Annotated in this window: 16 protein-coding genes; 9 read left to right on the forward strand and 7 right to left on the reverse strand. The window is 44.6% G+C overall.

From position 1 onward, the window contains the following. Positions 1-66 precede the first annotated feature (66 nt). From AC1DCV_RS28245 to AC1DCV_RS28260, 4 genes are all read right to left on the reverse strand, one after another. Positions 67-1,482 carry a COG3014 family protein gene (locus tag AC1DCV_RS28245; RefSeq protein WP_477026324.1) on the reverse strand — a complete coding sequence of 472 codons (1,416 nt, stop codon included), beginning with the start codon at positions 1,480-1,482 and terminating at the stop codon, positions 67-69. Positions 1,483-1,555: 73 nt separating this feature from the next. Next, entirely contained in the window at positions 1,556-2,152 is a 597-nt protein-coding gene (locus tag AC1DCV_RS28250) for a penicillin-binding protein activator LpoB (RefSeq protein ID WP_477026325.1), read from the reverse strand. Between the two features lie 23 nt (positions 2,153-2,175). Then, complete coding sequence (locus AC1DCV_RS28255) at positions 2,176-2,631, reverse strand: hypothetical protein (RefSeq protein ID WP_477026326.1); 456 nt, start codon at positions 2,629-2,631, stop codon at positions 2,176-2,178. A gap of 91 nt (positions 2,632-2,722) precedes the next feature. Next, positions 2,723-3,457 carry a MarR family winged helix-turn-helix transcriptional regulator gene (locus tag AC1DCV_RS28260; protein ID WP_477026327.1) on the reverse strand — a complete coding sequence of 245 codons (735 nt, stop codon included), beginning with the start codon at positions 3,455-3,457 and terminating at the stop codon, positions 2,723-2,725. A 110-nt stretch (positions 3,458-3,567) separates the two neighbouring features. Here AC1DCV_RS28260 and AC1DCV_RS28265 point away from each other — a divergent pair, with 110 nt between their 5' ends. The 3 genes from AC1DCV_RS28265 to AC1DCV_RS28275 all read left to right on the forward strand — a co-directional run bounded on the left by AC1DCV_RS28265 (position 3,568) and on the right by AC1DCV_RS28275 (position 5,449). Continuing rightward, a complete protein-coding gene (locus AC1DCV_RS28265) occupies positions 3,568-4,083 on the forward strand; it encodes a hypothetical protein (RefSeq protein WP_477026328.1) in 516 nt (171 codons plus the stop codon). 3 nt (positions 4,084-4,086) lie between these two features. Continuing rightward, positions 4,087-4,503, forward strand: coding sequence for a VOC family protein (locus AC1DCV_RS28270; protein WP_477026329.1), 417 nt, complete (start codon positions 4,087-4,089; stop codon positions 4,501-4,503). A 268-nt stretch (positions 4,504-4,771) separates the two neighbouring features. Further along, entirely contained in the window at positions 4,772-5,449 is a 678-nt protein-coding gene (locus tag AC1DCV_RS28275) for a helix-turn-helix transcriptional regulator (protein ID WP_477026330.1), read from the forward strand. 121 nt (positions 5,450-5,570) lie between these two features. On the opposite strand, the gene AC1DCV_RS28280 is transcribed toward AC1DCV_RS28275, so the two are convergent. Beyond that, a complete protein-coding gene (locus AC1DCV_RS28280; protein ID WP_477026331.1) occupies positions 5,571-6,500 on the reverse strand; it encodes a nuclear transport factor 2 family protein in 930 nt (309 codons plus the stop codon). 214 nt (positions 6,501-6,714) lie between these two features. Between AC1DCV_RS28280 and AC1DCV_RS28285 the strand changes: the two genes are divergently transcribed. The 5 genes from AC1DCV_RS28285 (at position 6,715) to AC1DCV_RS28305 (ending at position 13,497) form a co-directional block, all read left to right on the forward strand. Further along, complete coding sequence (locus AC1DCV_RS28285) at positions 6,715-7,923, forward strand: alpha/beta hydrolase-fold protein (protein ID WP_477026332.1); 1,209 nt, start codon at positions 6,715-6,717, stop codon at positions 7,921-7,923. Positions 7,924-8,183: 260 nt separating this feature from the next. After that, positions 8,184-9,206, forward strand: a complete 1,023-nt coding sequence (locus AC1DCV_RS28290; protein WP_477026333.1) for a GntR family transcriptional regulator — start codon at positions 8,184-8,186, stop codon at positions 9,204-9,206. A 6-nt stretch (positions 9,207-9,212) separates the two neighbouring features. Continuing rightward, positions 9,213-10,811 (forward strand): solute:sodium symporter family transporter, encoded by a 1,599-nt coding sequence (locus AC1DCV_RS28295; protein WP_477026334.1) that lies wholly within the window; start codon positions 9,213-9,215, stop codon positions 10,809-10,811. A 31-nt stretch (positions 10,812-10,842) separates the two neighbouring features. Then, positions 10,843-12,885: an alpha-galactosidase gene (locus AC1DCV_RS28300; RefSeq protein WP_477026335.1), complete on the forward strand. Its 2,043-nt coding sequence runs from the start codon at positions 10,843-10,845 to the stop codon at positions 12,883-12,885. 177 nt (positions 12,886-13,062) lie between these two features. Beyond that, positions 13,063-13,497 (forward strand): hypothetical protein, encoded by a 435-nt coding sequence (locus AC1DCV_RS28305; protein ID WP_477026336.1) that lies wholly within the window; start codon positions 13,063-13,065, stop codon positions 13,495-13,497. A 75-nt stretch (positions 13,498-13,572) separates the two neighbouring features. Here the strand turns inward: AC1DCV_RS28305 and AC1DCV_RS28310 are convergent, their stop codons facing one another. Beyond that, the gene (locus AC1DCV_RS28310; RefSeq protein ID WP_477026337.1) at positions 13,573-13,995 is read right to left on the reverse strand and encodes an SH3 domain-containing protein; all 423 of its coding nucleotides are present in this window, start codon (positions 13,993-13,995) and stop codon (positions 13,573-13,575) included. 27 nt (positions 13,996-14,022) lie between these two features. Further along, on the reverse strand, positions 14,023-14,520 hold the full coding sequence (locus tag AC1DCV_RS28315) for a BON domain-containing protein (RefSeq protein ID WP_477026338.1): 498 nt from the start codon (positions 14,518-14,520) through the stop codon (positions 14,023-14,025). Between the two features lie 441 nt (positions 14,521-14,961). Here AC1DCV_RS28315 and AC1DCV_RS28320 point away from each other — a divergent pair, with 441 nt between their 5' ends. Next, a complete protein-coding gene (locus AC1DCV_RS28320; RefSeq protein WP_477026339.1) occupies positions 14,962-17,496 on the forward strand; it encodes a hypothetical protein in 2,535 nt (844 codons plus the stop codon). The last annotated feature ends 1 nt before the right edge of the window (position 17,497 follow it).

Genomic DNA, 17,497 nt, shown 5'->3' on the forward strand with positions numbered 1-17,497 from the left:
ATAAAATAATTTTTTAGATGTTGGAATATAGAAGGCGATCAGGCTATGATTGTCTTCTATATTTTTTTATCCTTGTGATTTTTGTAAAGAAGAATAATGAATCGTTTGTAACCGCCCATTTCCAAATACATCAAATACCACTGTCTGCGAATGCTGCCCCTGCAAAGTGAGCGTCACTTTGTTGGCGCCTTTCTTTAAAGGGATGCGGGTGTAATAGATAGAGTGGGGGAGACTTTGCCAGTTCCTGGTATCTGCTTTTTCTGTTAGTATATTCAATAAATTAAGTGCTTCTCCCAGTGATTCATTTTCTTTTTTTACCTGTTGTTCTGCTAATTTTTTGATGGTCAGCCGTGTGAGTGCCAGGCCCATTTCTTTTAAAAATCTTTCCTGCAACGTGCGGAAGGCGAGCTGGTTGATGTCTTCCACTTTTTCCAGGGGCGTAATAAGACTGCTGTCTCTCTGTATGCTGGCATTGGTGAAATACAGCGGCTGCTCCACATATTTGGGAAAGGCAATCCGGAATGCATCAAAATGTCTGCGGAGTTGCTGGCAGGAATCGCGGGAAAGCAACTGGAAGTCGAAGGGAATAAAGATGGTGTTATCCGGGTCTGTAAATACAAAATTTCCCGGCCCCCGTTCGGTAAGGGTAAAGAAGAAATTGGCTTCCGCTTTAACAGGCGCCAGCCCGTTTTCCCAGAACACGAGTACTTCTCCGCCATCACTGCTATTTACAGGTATATAACGGCGTCCGAATTGTTGTTCGTAATAGGCCAGTTCCTGGTGAAAACCCAACTGCCATGCAGTGCGCAACAGATCATCCTGTAGTTGTACCGGTAAGGTAATACCATAATAAGTTTTGTCGGGTTTGCCGAGAAACAGGTCCGCCGCGTTGCGATAGGAGATAAAGGCATTATTGATATCACCACCGCTTTCATATACCACTCCTTGTATGATCATGGAGAATGCATCGTTGGCGTATTTGTTGGCGTTATTATTTTTGCGGTCATTGAGCGCATAGCCGCTGAGTGAAATACGTCTTGCTTCTACGGTGGCATCTTCCATCATGTTTAGCTGCAGGTAGTTGATGGACTTGTAATAATGGATCAGGAGTTTTTCAAAATCTTCTCCACGATATACCTGCATGGCAGGATTGGTAACGAGGCCCAGTGCCTGGTCCCAGAACTTATTCCTGCTGCCGTTGTCCAGCAAGGAATCGGCGGCGTTAAAATAGCTGTTGCTTTCCTGGTAATGTCCCTGCAGAAAAGTGGTCTTCCCTTTTTCGAGGTAAAACAATAGTTTGTTGCGGCCATATTGCAGAAACCTGTTGTCGTCCAGTTGCCGGGAAGCTTCCTCGAATCGTCCTGTTGAAATAGCGCCATAGTAGTGACCGATGGCATCATTGTAAGTACGGCAGGAGAAAAGGAAAGTCATTACCAATAACAGCGGCAGTAGCCACTTCCATTGATCTGATATCTTGTTCATTAATAATGATGATGTAGGTAAAAAGGCGCCGGCCGTATGCAGGACCGGCGCACAGTGGAACTGGTTGTAGGTATTAGTTCTTTACGTATTTCGCGATCTTCTTATTGCCAATCCACACGACCTCATTGCTTTGCAGATCTGTTAGTTCCAGATCTACCTGGTAGTACAATACCATTTGTTTCTTATGGGAGTCTACAATCGAGTTGATGGATCCCTGCAGAATATAGTCGGCTCCTACTTCCAGTCCCCATTTTTTCATGGTAGATGTGGACGCATTCTTTTGCTGATCCGCCCGTTCACCTCTCAGTTCCTCTCTTTTAGCGCCACCTTGTACCAGCCGTATTTTTTGGGTGGTAACAAAAGAGCGTTCCATATCTTTTACAAAAGTTTCGGCATCAATATGTTCATGGCTTTTGTTGGCTACCATACCTACTATCACTACGGGTTTCTTGCCCTGGTGCTGCTGCTGGAAATCAGACAACCAGTTTTCTCCCAGTACGCGGGTAATCATTTCTTCTGCTGCCAGGCGGGAGTCGGTATTGTTCCAGCGGCCACTGATATCTATCTGTTCTTTTTCATCTACCCGTGTTACTTTTCGCGGGGCACATCCCTGCAGTAAAATACCAGCCAAAAGAATCCCTGTAAATGCAGCTGCATTAATTTTAAACATCACGTAAGTTTTTATGAATTATGTTATCTGAAAAGAATATAGGCGCCTAAAGCGATGGCGGTAACGGCGGCCACATCATTCCATCTGAAGCCGGAGTTATAGGAATGATAGGAAGGATAACCGTAACTAAATGGCGTGCTATAACTATAGCCGCGTGCATAGTCGTTGTAGGAGTAGTCGCTCCAATAGCCGGTATTACGGGCCATCCGCCGATCCTGCCGCCACTGTCTGCGTTGGTCCTTACGCTCGCGCTTCGCCTCAAAATATTGGTAAGCTTTATAGGTTTGTTGCACGGTAGTGCCTTCATTCACAGTCAGTGAGTCCTCTTTCAACAGGTAATGCTGCAGACTTTCCTGGTAGCGGGGATTCTGATCGGGGAGCAGGGTCTGCGCGGATGCACCCATCGTAAGGGTCAGACATAGCATTGTAGCCAGACCCGGTAGCAGTAAGCGTTTGATTAAATCGTTATGCGTCATCATACAATAATTAAAAAGCTCCTTTGAAAGCTGCTTTGTTATATGACGCATGCAATTTACAGATCCCCTATCCGATGGCAGAATTTTTTTGATCTTATTTATGGAACGATTTAATCATTTCATCCAGGTCCTTATCCGGGGTGCTATGCATGATCTTTTCCTGCTGCCTTACTTCTTTTTTAAAGGCGCTGAGCACCGCTTTCAGGGCGTTTTCGCCGTATAGCGATTGTATCATTTCATCAATGCTGCTGTTCTTTTTGGCTATCCGGAGCTGCTCCTGTTTTTGAGTCGTATTTGTTAATATTTTTATAATGCTCTTTTTATCTTCTTCTTTAATATCATGATATAAAAGATAAGAGACTTTGTAGAGATAATAACCTATCTGTACGAGCAAGGCTTTGCCCTTATCGGTAAGACTCACCAGCCTCGCACGCCTGTCTGCCGGATCATCCTTTTCAACAATAAGCCCCTTTTTTTTCATACGGTTCAATATGTCAATGCCGGTAGACTGTTCCATATTACTCAGGCTGATGGCATCCGTTTTTTTCGCTTCTTTTTTAATACTGATCACATTCAATAAATAAAACCATTCCAGTTCTATGTCCGGCATCTCTTTGATCGCCATCCGGGCATAGGCTGTATGCAACCCGCCGGTTTTGCCAATCAGTGAAGCTAATACGGAGTCTGCCTGCTGGGTGGGGATGGCATCGGCTGAACTTCCGGCAGGATGTTTTTGGAGATATTTCTCACAGAAATCCGCTACTGTAGGCGATGTGGTCTTCGATGCGTAACTATCCCATTCGGTGATCAAGGCTACTAATGGCTTCATATTATAAAACGGTTTCGTTCTAATTATTAATCGGATTCGTTGTTTATTTAACGGGAATATCCTTTCTTTGCAAATATAAACAACGAATCCGTTCAATAAATCATGGGTATATGAATCATATCATACTGGAGCAATTATTCAGAGATAGCTGTGTGCAGGATCTCACAACGGGATTAACGGCAATAAAACAACTGGAACATCTCATTGAAAAGCATACCACCAGGCGGCTGGACGAAGAAGCGTACAAGCAGGTGTTTGCGCAGCGGGAAGAGCTGTTGCCTCTTCAACTGGAGAGCAACGATCTTACACGCATCACGTATTTCCTCTTTTATTTATTGATGAATTATCCGGACAGGTCGGCCGCTGCTGCCAGATGCCTGGTAAAATGCTACGATAAGTCCCTCATGGAAGGGATCTGTCAGGCCCTGGAAGTATACTGGCAGAAATGTGATGAAACCACCTGTTACCTCACAGACGCTATCACACATAGTTGCGCTTTTGAAGAATTCAGTCCACATGTACTCACCCTGTTTAAACAACTGAAACAGGAAGGGTTGCCGGAAACAAAAAAGGTGATGTCTGCCAAGTTCGCCTACTATAAAAAATTTTACGGGTTTATTGAATAACATATGAAGCCAGCAATTGCAGTATTAACACTGGGCGTGACCGACCTGCAAAGAGCGGTGCATTTTTATCGTGATGGTTTAGGCTGGCCTACCAACGGTATCACCGGCGGCGAATTCCCATATGCCGCCGTTGCATACTTTGAATTACAGCAGGGTTTGAAGCTGGCGCTATGGCCAAAGAAAAGTATTTCGTTTGATACTAAAATACCTGTCAGCACTCCATCTGCTACAGAATTGGTGCTGGTACATTATGTAGCCCACCAGGAAGAAATAGGCGTGATACTGGAGAAGGTAAGCGCCGCAGGCGGTACTATTATCAAGCCGGTAACCGACAACTTCTGGAAAGGCTGTGCTGCCTATTTTCAGGATCCGGACGGACATCTCTGGGAGGTGGCCTGGAATCCGGAAACGTCATCATAACATCTCAGAGGTTATTGTCTTGAATGACAGCTGGATATTGCGCCTATACCCAATGAGAGGACCGAGTTTTCCCGTAAAGGGAATGACAGACATTTGTTTTGCCATGGGAGATGATTTTGATTACTATAAAATATAACATAATTCGGGGAACGTGTTTGCGGGCTGGATGGAAGATAGCTAAGGGCGTGTAATGGGTATTTCCATGACGCAAAATCACGCTATAAATTTCAGTCGCAGGAGCTATTTTTGAGGTATAAATGTTAACCCTATGAACAGAATCGACAGATTAATGGGCTTACTCAGCGTATTGCAGTCCAGGAAGTATGTATCCGCCGAAAAACTGGCCGAAAAATTTGATATCAGCCTGCGTACCGTATACAGGGATATTAAAGCACTCAATGAAATCGGTGTCCCCGTCAACTTTGAAGTAAACCGCGGTTATTTTATTGCACAGGGATATTTTCTTCCCCCGTTATTGTTCACCGTAGAAGAAGCCAATGCCCTCATTTTATTACAAAGCCTGGCTGGTAGATTTGCTGACAAGTCTGTTTCTAAAAACAGTGTGTCCGCGCTTAATAAAATTAAAACAGTCGTGCGCTCACATGACGGAGAAGCGGTGGAAGAAATAGCTGCGCAGACGGACATATTTGTGTCTGCAAATGGACAACCAGAAACTACCTGGCTTACGGCCATCCAGCAGGGCATTGCCAGTAAGTATTGCATTAAAATAGGGTATACTGATACTAAAGGCAACCATACTGTAAGAGATATAGAACCGGTAGGCCTGGTATTTTATACCAGTCAATGGCACCTGATCGCCTGGTGTGACCTTCGCCTGGGTTATCGTGATTTTAAAGTACCCATGATCACGTCTCTCTTTAATACTACCGTCCCATTTACAAAACAACATACCTTCAAAATAGAAGATTATATCAAGTTTTTTTAGGTGGCCCAAGCGGGGTTGCTATTGGGCCGCAGGTATACTTTGTAAACGGTATCAAAATGTATAAGATAAACATTCCCTTCCATGGCGTGAATAGCCAGGGAAGGGATATGCGCCTGTTGTTTTAATGCAGACTAATTACCCTCGCCATTTTCCAGGTATTCCCATCCCGTTGCCACAACGTAACAAATTTACTGGCGTGAGAAGGTGCACCCGGTTCCTGGTTATTATGAAATCGATGATAACCGATTTCTACTGCGCCGTAATTAGGGATAGGATATACTTCTATACTACCAGGCATCAGCTCCCGCGTAACTTTGCCACAGATATTTTTCTTAATAGAGGCAATGAGATCTTTTTTAGAAGTAGTTAAGCCTCCTCTGTCGTGATAAAACTCAATGGAGTCGGAGGTCATCGCCGCCATCTTTTCCAGGTTACAGGTATTGTAGGTATCAAAATAAAGACTATCCATCCGTACAATCACATCATACAATGGCTCTCTCGAAGGAACATAAGGTGCAGGCTCATATCTTTTGGAAGGAGGGTCAAATTGCGTTTTTACCAGGAAATCCGTTTCCTGCGTCATCTTCCAGTCGCCTGCTGTTTTTTTCCAGGTGCGTGTAAATTTGGATGCTTCTATTAATTGCTCCGGCTGATTTTTCCGTATCACATACAAGTGTTGTACGCCTGTTTGAACGGCTTCATCGGTACCCACCGCAAATGCCTGTAAGCTGCCCTTTACAATTTCCCGCCGCATCTTGTTATCCGGGTTAGCGCAAAACTTTTCAAGGTTGGTGGTGAAGCTGGAGAGACTTTGATCCACCGTTACACCATCATATCCATTGTCGTGGAAAAACACGAAATCCTTTGATAAAACAGTGCCGATCGCTTTTACATTACAGGTGTTGAATGCGATATCAAACAGCATGCTATCCTTGTAGGCAAGTTGGCGATACAACTCATCTGAGGCTTTGGCATTTTGTGCATTTGAAGTTTGTATACGGAATCCGGTAATCAATATGGCTGTATTTAATAATATAAAGCAACTTTTCATGATGGTTGATTTTTAACGGCCTGTGAATAGGGCGCTAGTGTTATGCAAAGATATATGTTTTTAATAGTAGTATGCAATGCAATATACTGAAATTTATTTTACCTGATCAAATTGGTCCCGGAAAAAAGTTGAGCTGTCACATTTGTAAAGGGTTGTATCACATTCGGGAGGTTTCATCACGGGAGAAGACCATCTTGTACTAAAATCCGCCCGTATGAAAAGACTTATTTTAATCGGACTCTTATTTCATCTCTTCCTGAGTATCCATGCCCAGCATCTCGTATCCTTCGGACAACGGGACAGCGTTTATTCAACGATATTAGATGAAAACAGGCCGTTGTGGATCTATAGTCCGCCGGTAGATACCACCTGGTTTGTACAACCATCTTATCCGGTGTTATATGTGCTGGATGGCGACTTCCATTTTGCTACACTGCAAACAATGATACAACAGTTGGGGGTGATTAATGGTAATACTGCTTTGCCGCAAATGATTATCGTTGGCATTCCCAATACCGGCCGGAATCGTACAAGGGATCTCACACCGGCAACAGATAGCTCTGATGCCAGTGCTGGTGGAGGAGAACAATTCACCGCTTTCCTGGAAAAAGAATTGGTGCCCTATATCAATAAGAAGTACCCTGTAGCGCCTTATAGCATTATTGTAGGGCACTCCCTTGGAGGCCTGCTCGTCACCAATGCGCTGCTGAAACATACCCATGTGTTCAACGCATACGTAGCCATAGAACCCAGTCTTTTCTGGCACAACAGCCAGCTGTTAGGGGAGGCGGACAGCCTGCTGTCACAACATTTTAAGGGCAAAAAATTTTTCCTTGCAGTATCACATACTATGAAAGCAGCGCTGGACACGCAACAGCTGAAAAATAACCCCGATCGCGGCGCCATCCATACCAGCGCTATCCTGCAGTTGGGGGAGAAGCTGAAAAAATATAACGGGAATGATTTAAAATGGAACCTGAAATATTATGCAGACGATGACCATATCTCCGTGCCACTCATTGCGGAGTATGATGCCCTGCGTTTTATTTTTAAAGAGAACAGATTTCCTACTTATCTCTACTTTGAAAAAGATGGCAGCACAGATTCCCTGAAACAATTGATCATTCATCATTTTCAAACATTGTCACAGGAAAGAGGCTATCCCGTGCGCCCATCAGAGCAGGCATTCAATCAATTCGCATATGGGCATTTGCATGATAAACATTTTGATAAAGCAAAAATGTTTTTTCAGCTGAACATCGACTATTTCCCGGAAAGTTTTAATACTTATGATGGGATGGGAGATTACTGGATGGAACTCCATAATCCTGCACAGGCCATTATCTACTGGAAAAAAGCATTGTCCATCCGGTACACTGCTGAGATAAAAGAAAAGATCGAAAAGGCAGGACCAAAGCCATAAATAAACTACGTGTAAATACATTTCACAAGCAGGCAAGGGACTCCCTTGCCTGTACTTTTTAGTGTTACACACAAAAAAAGTTTGCTATTCATAAAAAAAGACAATAGCTTAGTGATAGTATAGGATAGTATAGCATAGTATACTGTTGCTAAAATTCCACGATATGGCAATGCCACGATTACCGGTACTACCAGTTTTTATATCACAACCATTGTACGCACCTGCAGGTGCCATCATTCACTATTTGCTGATTTGTAGCTATGCGGAATATCTATGAACAAATACATGAACTGGAAGGTATTCCCGGTTTATCCAAACATGAACAGTTTGTGCAAGGCATCATCAATTCCATCAACGCCAAAACATTGAGCCGCGGGGACCAGTTACCATCCGTAAATCAGCTGATCAATAAATTGGGATTTGCCCGGGAAACCATTGCCAAAGGATATAAAGAACTGGTAGCGCGGGGAATTGTGCAATCCAAAAACCGGAAAGGCTTTTACGTAAGCAGCGATGACACCGGTCAACAGCTGAAAGTGGCCTTGTTACTCTACGCCTTCGATACCTTCCAGGAAGCTTTCTATAAAACATTCCGCGCCAACCTTGGTATGAACATTCACATCGATGTATTTTTTCACCATAATAATATCGAAATCCTGGAGGCCATCATCGCCAACGTCAAAGGACGGTACGGCATGTATGTAGTAGCGCCTATTCCGCATCCTAAAACATCGGGTATCCTGAGCGCGCTCCCTATGGATAAGTTCCTGATGATAGACCGCTATGAACCACTATCTGCTAACTGTTCCTGTTCCTATATTGTACAGGAGTTCGGAGAGGCTTCCTACAGTGCTTTTGCAACATTGAGCAAAACTATTGAGACCTTCGATGAAATGATCTTTTATTATCGCCCGGCAACAGATACACCTATTGAAATATTAAAGGCGTTTAAAAAGTTTATCAGCGACTATAAAATCAAGGGTGTTATTAAAACCGAATATACCCCCGGCACCATAGAAAAAGGAAAAGTATATTATACGATCAATAATACGGAACTTTGGGCCATCCTGAAAGATTGTGTCGAACAGAAACTGGTACCAGGTAAGGATGTAGGCATTCTTTCCCATAATGATGATATCGTGAAAGAAATCATTTGCAACGGGATCACCACCTATTCCACTGATTTCCGGCTCATGGCAAAGAAAGCAGCTACTTTTGTATTAAACAGGGAAAAGATCCGGGAAGTATTACCAACGGTTTTAATCAGAAGAAAATCATTATAGCAGTTAATGCACGCATCAACCATTATAAGTTTTGTCATTTTTGTGGTGATTGTAACGGTGTTGTCCTGGTACATCACCAGGAAACACCAGATGAAAACAGCGTCAGATGTATTTCTGGGTAGCCGTAGTTTAAACTGGGTGGTGATAGGAGGGGCATTGTTCATGACCAACATCAGCGCCAACCAGTTTATAGGTGAAAACGAATCGGTGTTTATGAATAACATGTCGATCATGGCATGGGGCGTTACTTCCGTTTTTGCGATGCTTTTTGTAAGCGAATTTTTCATGCCGGTGTATCTTCGTATAGGCGCCGTTACCACACCCGATTTCCTTGCGGTGCGGTATGATCAGACCACTAAAAAAATTGTATCAGTCGTGTTCCTGGTGAGCTACCTGGTAAACCTGATCCCCGCAGTACTATACGGCGGCGCCGTCGCTTTTAACGGCATCTTTCACCTGAATGAAATACTGCACATCAGCTACTGGTCCACCATCTGGCTGCTGGCCTGCCTGATTGCCGTGATAGGGTACCTGTACAACGTACTCGGAGGCCTCAAGGTGATCACCATGTCAGATACCGTGCTGGGAGCCGGCATGATTGCCGGTGGTTTACTCTTACCTTACTTCGGATTTAAATACCTGGGCCATGGAGATGTAACAGAAGGACTGCGTATTGTACTTGGTACCGACACCAGTCATTTAAATGCTATTGGTGGTAAGCACGACCAGGTGCCTTTCTCTACCATTTTCACCGGTATGCTGCTGGTAAATATTTATTACTGGGGCATGGAACAGTTCATTGTACAACAGGCACTTGGGTCGGTCAACCTGGAACAAAGCCAGAAAGGAATAGCGCTGGCTTGTTTATGTAAACTATTGTCGCCACTGATGCTGAATATTCCCGGACTAATAGCGGTGCATCTGTATTTTCATCCGGAAAGTACAGCAGAGATTTTTCCGAGACTGGCCGCCGATGTATTGCCTCCGGTGTATACGGGTCTCATTGCCGCCGTAGTTTTTGGAGCGGCGCTCAGCACCTTTAATGCGGGGTTAAGCAGTGCGGGTACACTCTTTACCATGAACCTGTACAAGCCTTATATGACGGAGAAGAAGGGTAGCGTAACAGATAAAAAACTGCTCAGCACTACCTGGATCTTCCAGGTAATTGTGATACTGATAGGTATTGGTATTGCACCTTTTATTATGTTATTTAAAGGAGGATTTTATAATTATATACAGATGTTATCCGGCTTTTTCAGTATTCCTATCTTCACGATCATGATCGTAGGAATGGCTACCAGGCGTATTCCTGCCATAGCGGCTAAAATCGGCCTCGGATTCTTTTTTGTAGCGAATATATTTTTTCAACTGATCTTGGATACCGGATTACATTACCTGCACCTGTTGGCGATACTCTTTGTAGTCACTGCCATACTGATGCTGATAATAGGTAAATTATGGCCGATGGCTGTTCCCTATGCACCTGTCAGAACATCTAACCTGATACTGCAACCATGGAAACACCGTCACTGGTACAGTGCTGTGCTGATTATACTGATGGTGTTGTTGTTCGTACTTTTTTCTCCGTTGGGATTGGCCAGATAAGAGAATAGTAAATCATAAATAACGAATTATAATGGTGTTGTCCTTTAAGTATTGCAGATATATCCTGTTTGCCATGGCCTTGCTTTGTCTTGTAACAAGTTTATCCGCACAACAATCCGGGGATGTAAAGCATATCCCTTTCGGTAAAAATAGCCGGATCAGTTATGATTTGCATTCCGGTAAATACAGCGTATGGGTGAATAGCAAAATAATGATCAAAGATGCTTTCAGCTGGTATGAAGATGCCCAACAGCCGGACACCGAAAAGATCCGCCGTAGCTTCACTATAGCGCCGTTAAAAGATCAGACCGGCACAGGTAAACAATATGTAATCACATCTTCCGGAAATGGTATAAAAAAACAGCAATTCTTTTATGTATACAACGGAGACAACGGTTTTTATACCGCACTCGTATTGCGTGGTACCGGCGCCCGTTCCCGTTCTATGAGCCCTTTGACCACCACGGCTTTGCAGTTCCCTGTAAAAGATACCATACGCGCGGTACACGTGCCTTTCGATAATGATACCTGGGTGAAATACAGCACGGAAGACCTGCCGGCCGCCAGCTTCACCAGCGCCGAAGTAACTGCCGTTTATAATACGGTCAACAATAATGGACTGGTGATAGGCTCCGTGGAGCATAATAACTGGAAAACAGGTATTGCGCTGAAAGGGACTACTGCTCAGCAAACGATGCTTTCTGTGATCGCCGGCTGGACAGACAGCATCGGGACCCGCGATAACATACCGCATGGTATGGTCAGCTCCGGGGATACCCTTTGCGCCTCTCCTAAAATCTATGTACTACCCGGCAGCGACTGGAGAACCGGCATGGAGCAATATGCGCAGGCCAACCGCAAAGCAGAGCCGCGCTACATTTTTAACTGGACCGCCGCCAAACCTTTTGGCTGGAACAGCTGGGGCAGCATGCAGACAAAATTATCACTCGCCAAAGCAAAAAAGGTGGTAGACTTTTTCGCCGATTCCTGCAAAGGATTCCGCAACGCAGATCATACCCTTTACATCGACCTGGACTCTTACTGGGATAACCTCACCACCAATGGTATGACCGGCGATTTCAGTCAACTGGCGGCTTTCAGTGCCTATTGTAAAGCCAGAGGATTTAAGCCGGGTATCTATTGGGCGCCATTTGTAGACTGGGGCAAATCTCCCCGTAAAGTAGAAGGCAGCCAATTTAACTATCAGGATACCTGGACAAAAGTAAACGGACAATACCATGAGCTGGATGGCGCCAGGGCCATGGATCCTACCCATCCGGCTACCAGGGAAAGAATCGCTTTCCTCATCAAACGGTTTAAAGACGCCGGCTTCGAAATGATCAAAATAGATTTTATTGGTCATGCTGCCATTGAAGCAGATTCATTTTATGATCCCACCGTCCATACGGGCATGCAGGCGTTCAGAAAAGGAATGGAATACCTGGTAGATCAACTGGATGGGAAGATGCTGGTATATGCAGCTATTTCGCCCAATATAGCTACTGGCAGATATGTACATACCCGCCGTATTGCCTGCGATGCGTTTAAGAATATAGACGAAACGGCCTACACCATGAATGGTACCAGCTATGGTTGGTGGCAAAACTGGTTGTATGATTTTTCTGATGCTGATCACGTGGTGTTTGAAGGCGCCGCTGACGGTCCTAACAGGGCAAGATTGTTATCAGGCATCGTTACCGGCTCCCTCATTACCGGGGATGATTTTTCAGTGTACGGCCATGCTTCTGAAGCCGCTAAACAGTTCCTGCAAAACCAGGACCTGCTGGAGGTAGCCCGCCAGGGTGGCGTATTCCGTCCGGTAGATCATCACAGCCGAGATCAGTCTTCCAACATCTTTGTAAAAAATTCCGGGAGATATACTTATGTAGCAGTGATGAACTATGCACCAACATCCGCCACTTTTTCCCTGAACCTCCAACAGGCAGGCTTATCGGTAAAAGAGGCCTATACCGCGAAAGAATTATTCTCCGGAAAAATATCAACACAAAATAAAACTATGCAAATAACACTGCCGGCAGCAGATGCAGTGATTTATCGGCTCGAACGAAAATAATAGCAAAGCGGGGCTGGCCATTGATAATGGAGCAGCCCCGCCTATTTTCCGGCTGGATGATAATTCCTGTTTTTCCTTTATCTTTATAGCGATGTTTGATCCCAATAAGCCCTACTATGCCGGGTGATTGTCTTAGTACGGACCATTGATGTTTTTAATCCTTTATAAACCCTGAAGATGAAACGTCACTTTAGTAATTTATCCGTTTTAGTGATTTGTATATTCCTGTTGGCGATGGGTAGTAAAGCCCAGGCCCAGAAAGCATTTTCAAAACTACCGTCTGCTACGGACAGTACCTATGGATATACCAATACGAACCCGATAAGACTCAAAAAAGGGAATACCGAAAAGAGTATTATGCAGGAGATGAACTACCTGTCCGGGCTTACCACGAAGGATAAGCAACACCTGGTTCTGCTGCATCGCAGCGCTGTAGCCAATCCTGGTTATAAGGAGCCATTACTCAGGGATTTGTACAACAGTAAAGGAGGGGTGCTGGATAAATATGTTTTTTTAACGGCCAATACAAAGGATACCATTACGCTTTTCATCGATATTTACAGCAAAGGCACCCTGATGCTGCCGGCGGGACTGATGTATGAGTTGCCATAACAGCAGCCAGGGGCTTTAAAAAAAACGGCTGTCTCTAAAAGTAAGAGACAGCCGTTTAATTATGTGAAGTGTTACCTACTCAACAGGCGTCAGATAGGTCGCGGAAGCATATCCTTCTGCGCCGCCATCTGTACGGATCAACCACCACTGATCGCTTTGTTTGCTGATCAGGGAAACAGTTTCGCCATGTGCCGCTTTGCCTACGACAGGCTGGTCGGTACCCGGCCCCTTACGAATGTTGAGGTTGGTAGACTCAGTAGTTACCTTCAGTTTAGCACCTGCTACTGCAGTAGCTACATTAATATTCATTACCACGTCGCCGGTAAGGAAGTTGGGGTCAATCTTTCCATAGATATCCCATAACTGGTCCTTTACTGCGCCGCTCGGAGCTTCACCATCTATATGAAGTACACCATCTTGTTCATTAACCTGCAGATTGCTGGTGCCCGCAGATTTTGCGGCGTCAATCAGCTCTTTGTATTTATCCTGTAATGCCATGATTGTTGTATTTAGAGGGTCAGCGATTTACTTTACTTTCAAACCGGAAGCATCTACTTTTTTAGGCTTCAGTCCATCCAGTGCAACTTTCAGCTTTTTCCAACGATCAGCTTTAGATTCACCGGTAATAATGATCACGCCGTCTTTAACATCAGCGGTGATACCAGGAAAGTCCTTAACAATACCATCTACGGCTGTCTTCAGCGCTGCATCGGCAGGTGTAGCAGCAGCTGGTGCAGGAGGAGGTGGTGGTGGCGGCGGTGTTACAGTAATATTGTTGACAACGCTCTTTACACCCTGGCTTACTTTAGCTGCATTTTCTGCCGCATCTTTGTCTGCCTGGGTGGCTACCGCTCCGGTCAGCGTAACTACACCATCTTTAACATCAGCATTAACGCCTGGAGTTGACTGCAATGCAGCAACTACAGTAGCTTGGATGTCTGCATCTTTGGGTTTCCCTTTACAGGAAATCATAAATATTAATCCCATGGAAAGGATTACTGCTGTCAGGTGTTTCAGTTTCATAGTAATACTGAGGTTTTAATGATGAAAAAATACATCTTAAGTTAAGTATCTTTTTTCATCTGGCAATAATGCTTCAGTATGTTGTTTATTTTTTAATAAATGCCATCCCACACTTTTTGCTTTACCATCTCACCCGGTACACCTGGCAATGCAAAGGTGATTCCGGTAACGGTGTAGTATGTACGTAACGCCGTTTTTTCTCTCACGAAAAGATTTTTATATTTTTTTTCAGATCGCTTATGGAATTTTTTGCCTGCCTGCATCATGCGGCCAGAGAAGATTTTGTGCAGACAGATAAAAGTAGATATTTTATTTTACAATAATATGAATATCATTAACATACGAAGTATATATTCACGTTATGATAAAGAGTGGCCGGATTCAGGCTAGTACATATGCCTTATTGTTATACCTTATATTGATAATATAAAAACATATACCTTGAAATATTTCCTGATACTGCTGCTATCCCCTTTTTCTCTTTTAGCACAAAATAGTAAGGTAGTAAACCCGGTTTATTCGAATGCGTATCAGCGTTTGATAAATGCTGATACCAATACGGTAACCATACCAAAATCAAATCTGCATCGTACACTGCATGTAAAAAGTATTTTTACTACAGATACCCGGTTCAGGAAAGTAAGTTGCCATAACAACGAGCTGCTGCTGCGTCCGGGCTATAAGAAAGAGTTATTGATCTCTGGTAGTTACGCTGCCACTTTCGCACTTAAAACAATCAACCAGCTGCCGTCACTGCAAACAGATTTTGTACAGGGACGCTCACTGCAGGGAGCCCTGAGCTGGCAGGGTGCGGAAACAAACGAGTTATTTAGCTATGGACCATCCCGCCGCACACTAGAATATGATGGAGATCCTTATTTGTATGACAGCAACGGAAAACTGGTACCGGCAGGCAGTGGCAACGGGCATCACCCTACCGCCTATACGAATAACATATTCAGAACAGGCACCCTCTTTTCCCAATCCTTCAACCTGAAAGCAGTCCTGCTCGAGAATCAGATCAATGCACGGGAGTTTAATATTAACCTGGGGCAAACCAGTGAAAAGACGTTTATTCGCTACAACGATAATAATACAAAAAACCTGGATGCCTCCCTGGGCGCCAGAATAAAGTGGCTGCACCTCGTGGGCAAATACAGTTACTCGCAGGATCAGTTTTCAAATGCCAACAGAAACGGATTCCTGAATAAGGCTTACCAGCAATCGATCCTGACACCGGTGAGCTTTGATAACGGGCAAGGGTACACGTTGGGGAGTGGTCAGCGTAGCTATAGTAAACAGGCAGATAATACTGATTTTCTCCTCAGAGATAATGATAACAATTTCAACGCCACCCGGCAGCAGGTGAGCCTGCTCATGGAACGGAATGTATATAATCGGGTGAAATATGTGATCACACAATCGTTCGATGATAAAAGAGAAAACAGCCACGAAGGCTATAAGCCTGGTAGTGCAGACTTCCCCGATGGAAGACCACTGTACCGCAGTAAGGAAGACAAATTATACCAGTTAAAAGGAGAAGTAACCGGGACCGTTCTCTACAGGAAGCGGTTATGGTCAGGGGCTTTTACCGCCAATTATATTTTCACGGACGCGCATTCCGGCATCCATTATCAACCGGCATACGGCAACTATTTATACCAGCGCTCCGCACATGAGATAGGCGTTAACTACCGGAATATATTTAATAGCAGGAGATGGTATGCCGAATTCATGCTGGGAAATAAGAGTTATGTTTCCAACACGGTAGCGGCGAATAATTACTTCCAGCCTGCAATGGATATTACCGCAACATATCTTTCCCCAACAGGATGGTCGCTGAAATTCAGATCATCCTATGTGGAGGCAAATACGGAATTGCCGGTCAATAATTCACTTGCTTATGTGAACCTCCTGCGTTATTCCACCGCCGAAGCAGGACACTATTTTCCCACACAGGAAATAAGCAGCTTTGACCGCCTGTCCCCGGTACGTCACAGAGATTGGAGCAGCAGCATCAGCGGTGGCTATAAATCTCTGCTGAACTTTTCCGCCCGCGCATTCATAAGAAAAATAGAACAGGACTTGTTCCCCATATACGAAAATCAGGAGCTGGTATTAAAAAATATTGGCGACTACCGGACCAATGGAATAGATCTGGAGCTGCAACTACTGGATATAGATAACCGCAACTCAAACATCACCACGATGCATGTTCTGGGATTCTTTGCCTATAAAAACAAAGTCACCGATGCCTACGGCAGCGTTAACGGGATACCCCTGGCAGGTTTCAGAGATGTACATACTACGCTCGTAAAAGGGCAGCCACTGGGAGTAATCACGGGCAGCACCTGGGAAAGAGATGCCGCCGGCAACAGGGTAATAGGCCCGGACGGATTTCCGCTGGTAGCAAAAGCCCCCGCCATCATTGGTAATCCTAATCCCGATTTTGTGATGAAGTTGACGAACATGGTGCGCTGGAAAAAACTTACCCTGGAAGCAGCCCTGGAATGGAAGAATGGTGGCGAACGATGGAACGGTACACAAGCAGTACTCGATTACTACGGAAGATCACAGGCATCTGCCGAAGGCAGAACCATCACAAATTATGTTTTTCCCGGTGTACAAATGAATGGCGCCCCGAACAATACCCCCGTAGATTTTTACAACCCCAAGCTACCCATAGAAAACAACCGGTGGGTGAGATACGGTTATAGCGGCGTTGCAGCAGACTACATCGAGCGGGCCGACTGGCTACGCCTGAATGCCCTGAAACTAAGCTATCAGCAGCCTTTCAGGCATATTATTCAAAAGTTGACCCTGAGTGCCTACATCAATAATGTGATGCTGTGGACGCCATATAGCGGCGTGGATCCGGAACAGTTGTTATTCGATCAGGCAAATAGTACCGGCCTGGATTTCTTTAATCTTCCCGCTACTAAAACTTATGGCTTTAACGTAACCCTTCAATTCTGAT

It is taken from the genome of Chitinophaga sp. 10T418, from assembly GCF_056394125.1.

Bases quoted from the DNA above. Each gene is read 5' to 3' on its own strand.
- AC1DCV_RS28265 (WP_477026328.1), top strand. From the start codon at position 3,568: ATGAATCATATCATACTGGAGCAATTATTCAGAGATAGCTGTGTGCAG.
- AC1DCV_RS28290 (WP_477026333.1), top strand. From the start codon at position 8,184: ATGCGGAATATCTATGAACAAATACATGAACTGGAAGGTATTCCCGGT.
- AC1DCV_RS28270 (WP_477026329.1), top strand. From the start codon at position 4,087: ATGAAGCCAGCAATTGCAGTATTAACACTGGGCGTGACCGACCTGCAA.
- AC1DCV_RS28245 (WP_477026324.1), bottom strand. From the start codon at position 1,482: ATGAACAAGATATCAGATCAATGGAAGTGGCTACTGCCGCTGTTATTG.
- AC1DCV_RS28255 (WP_477026326.1), bottom strand. From the start codon at position 2,631: ATGATGACGCATAACGATTTAATCAAACGCTTACTGCTACCGGGTCTG.
- AC1DCV_RS28285 (WP_477026332.1), top strand. From the start codon at position 6,715: ATGAAAAGACTTATTTTAATCGGACTCTTATTTCATCTCTTCCTGAGT.
- AC1DCV_RS28300 (WP_477026335.1), top strand. From the start codon at position 10,843: ATGGTGTTGTCCTTTAAGTATTGCAGATATATCCTGTTTGCCATGGCC.
- AC1DCV_RS28250 (WP_477026325.1), bottom strand. From the start codon at position 2,152: ATGTTTAAAATTAATGCAGCTGCATTTACAGGGATTCTTTTGGCTGGT.
- AC1DCV_RS28260 (WP_477026327.1), bottom strand. From the start codon at position 3,457: ATGAAGCCATTAGTAGCCTTGATCACCGAATGGGATAGTTACGCATCG.
- AC1DCV_RS28295 (WP_477026334.1), top strand. From the start codon at position 9,213: ATGCACGCATCAACCATTATAAGTTTTGTCATTTTTGTGGTGATTGTA.
- AC1DCV_RS28305 (WP_477026336.1), top strand. From the start codon at position 13,063: ATGAAACGTCACTTTAGTAATTTATCCGTTTTAGTGATTTGTATATTC.
- AC1DCV_RS28275 (WP_477026330.1), top strand. From the start codon at position 4,772: ATGAACAGAATCGACAGATTAATGGGCTTACTCAGCGTATTGCAGTCC.
- AC1DCV_RS28315 (WP_477026338.1), bottom strand. From the start codon at position 14,520: ATGAAACTGAAACACCTGACAGCAGTAATCCTTTCCATGGGATTAATA.
- AC1DCV_RS28310 (WP_477026337.1), bottom strand. From the start codon at position 13,995: ATGGCATTACAGGATAAATACAAAGAGCTGATTGACGCCGCAAAATCT.
- AC1DCV_RS28280 (WP_477026331.1), bottom strand. From the start codon at position 6,500: ATGAAAAGTTGCTTTATATTATTAAATACAGCCATATTGATTACCGGA.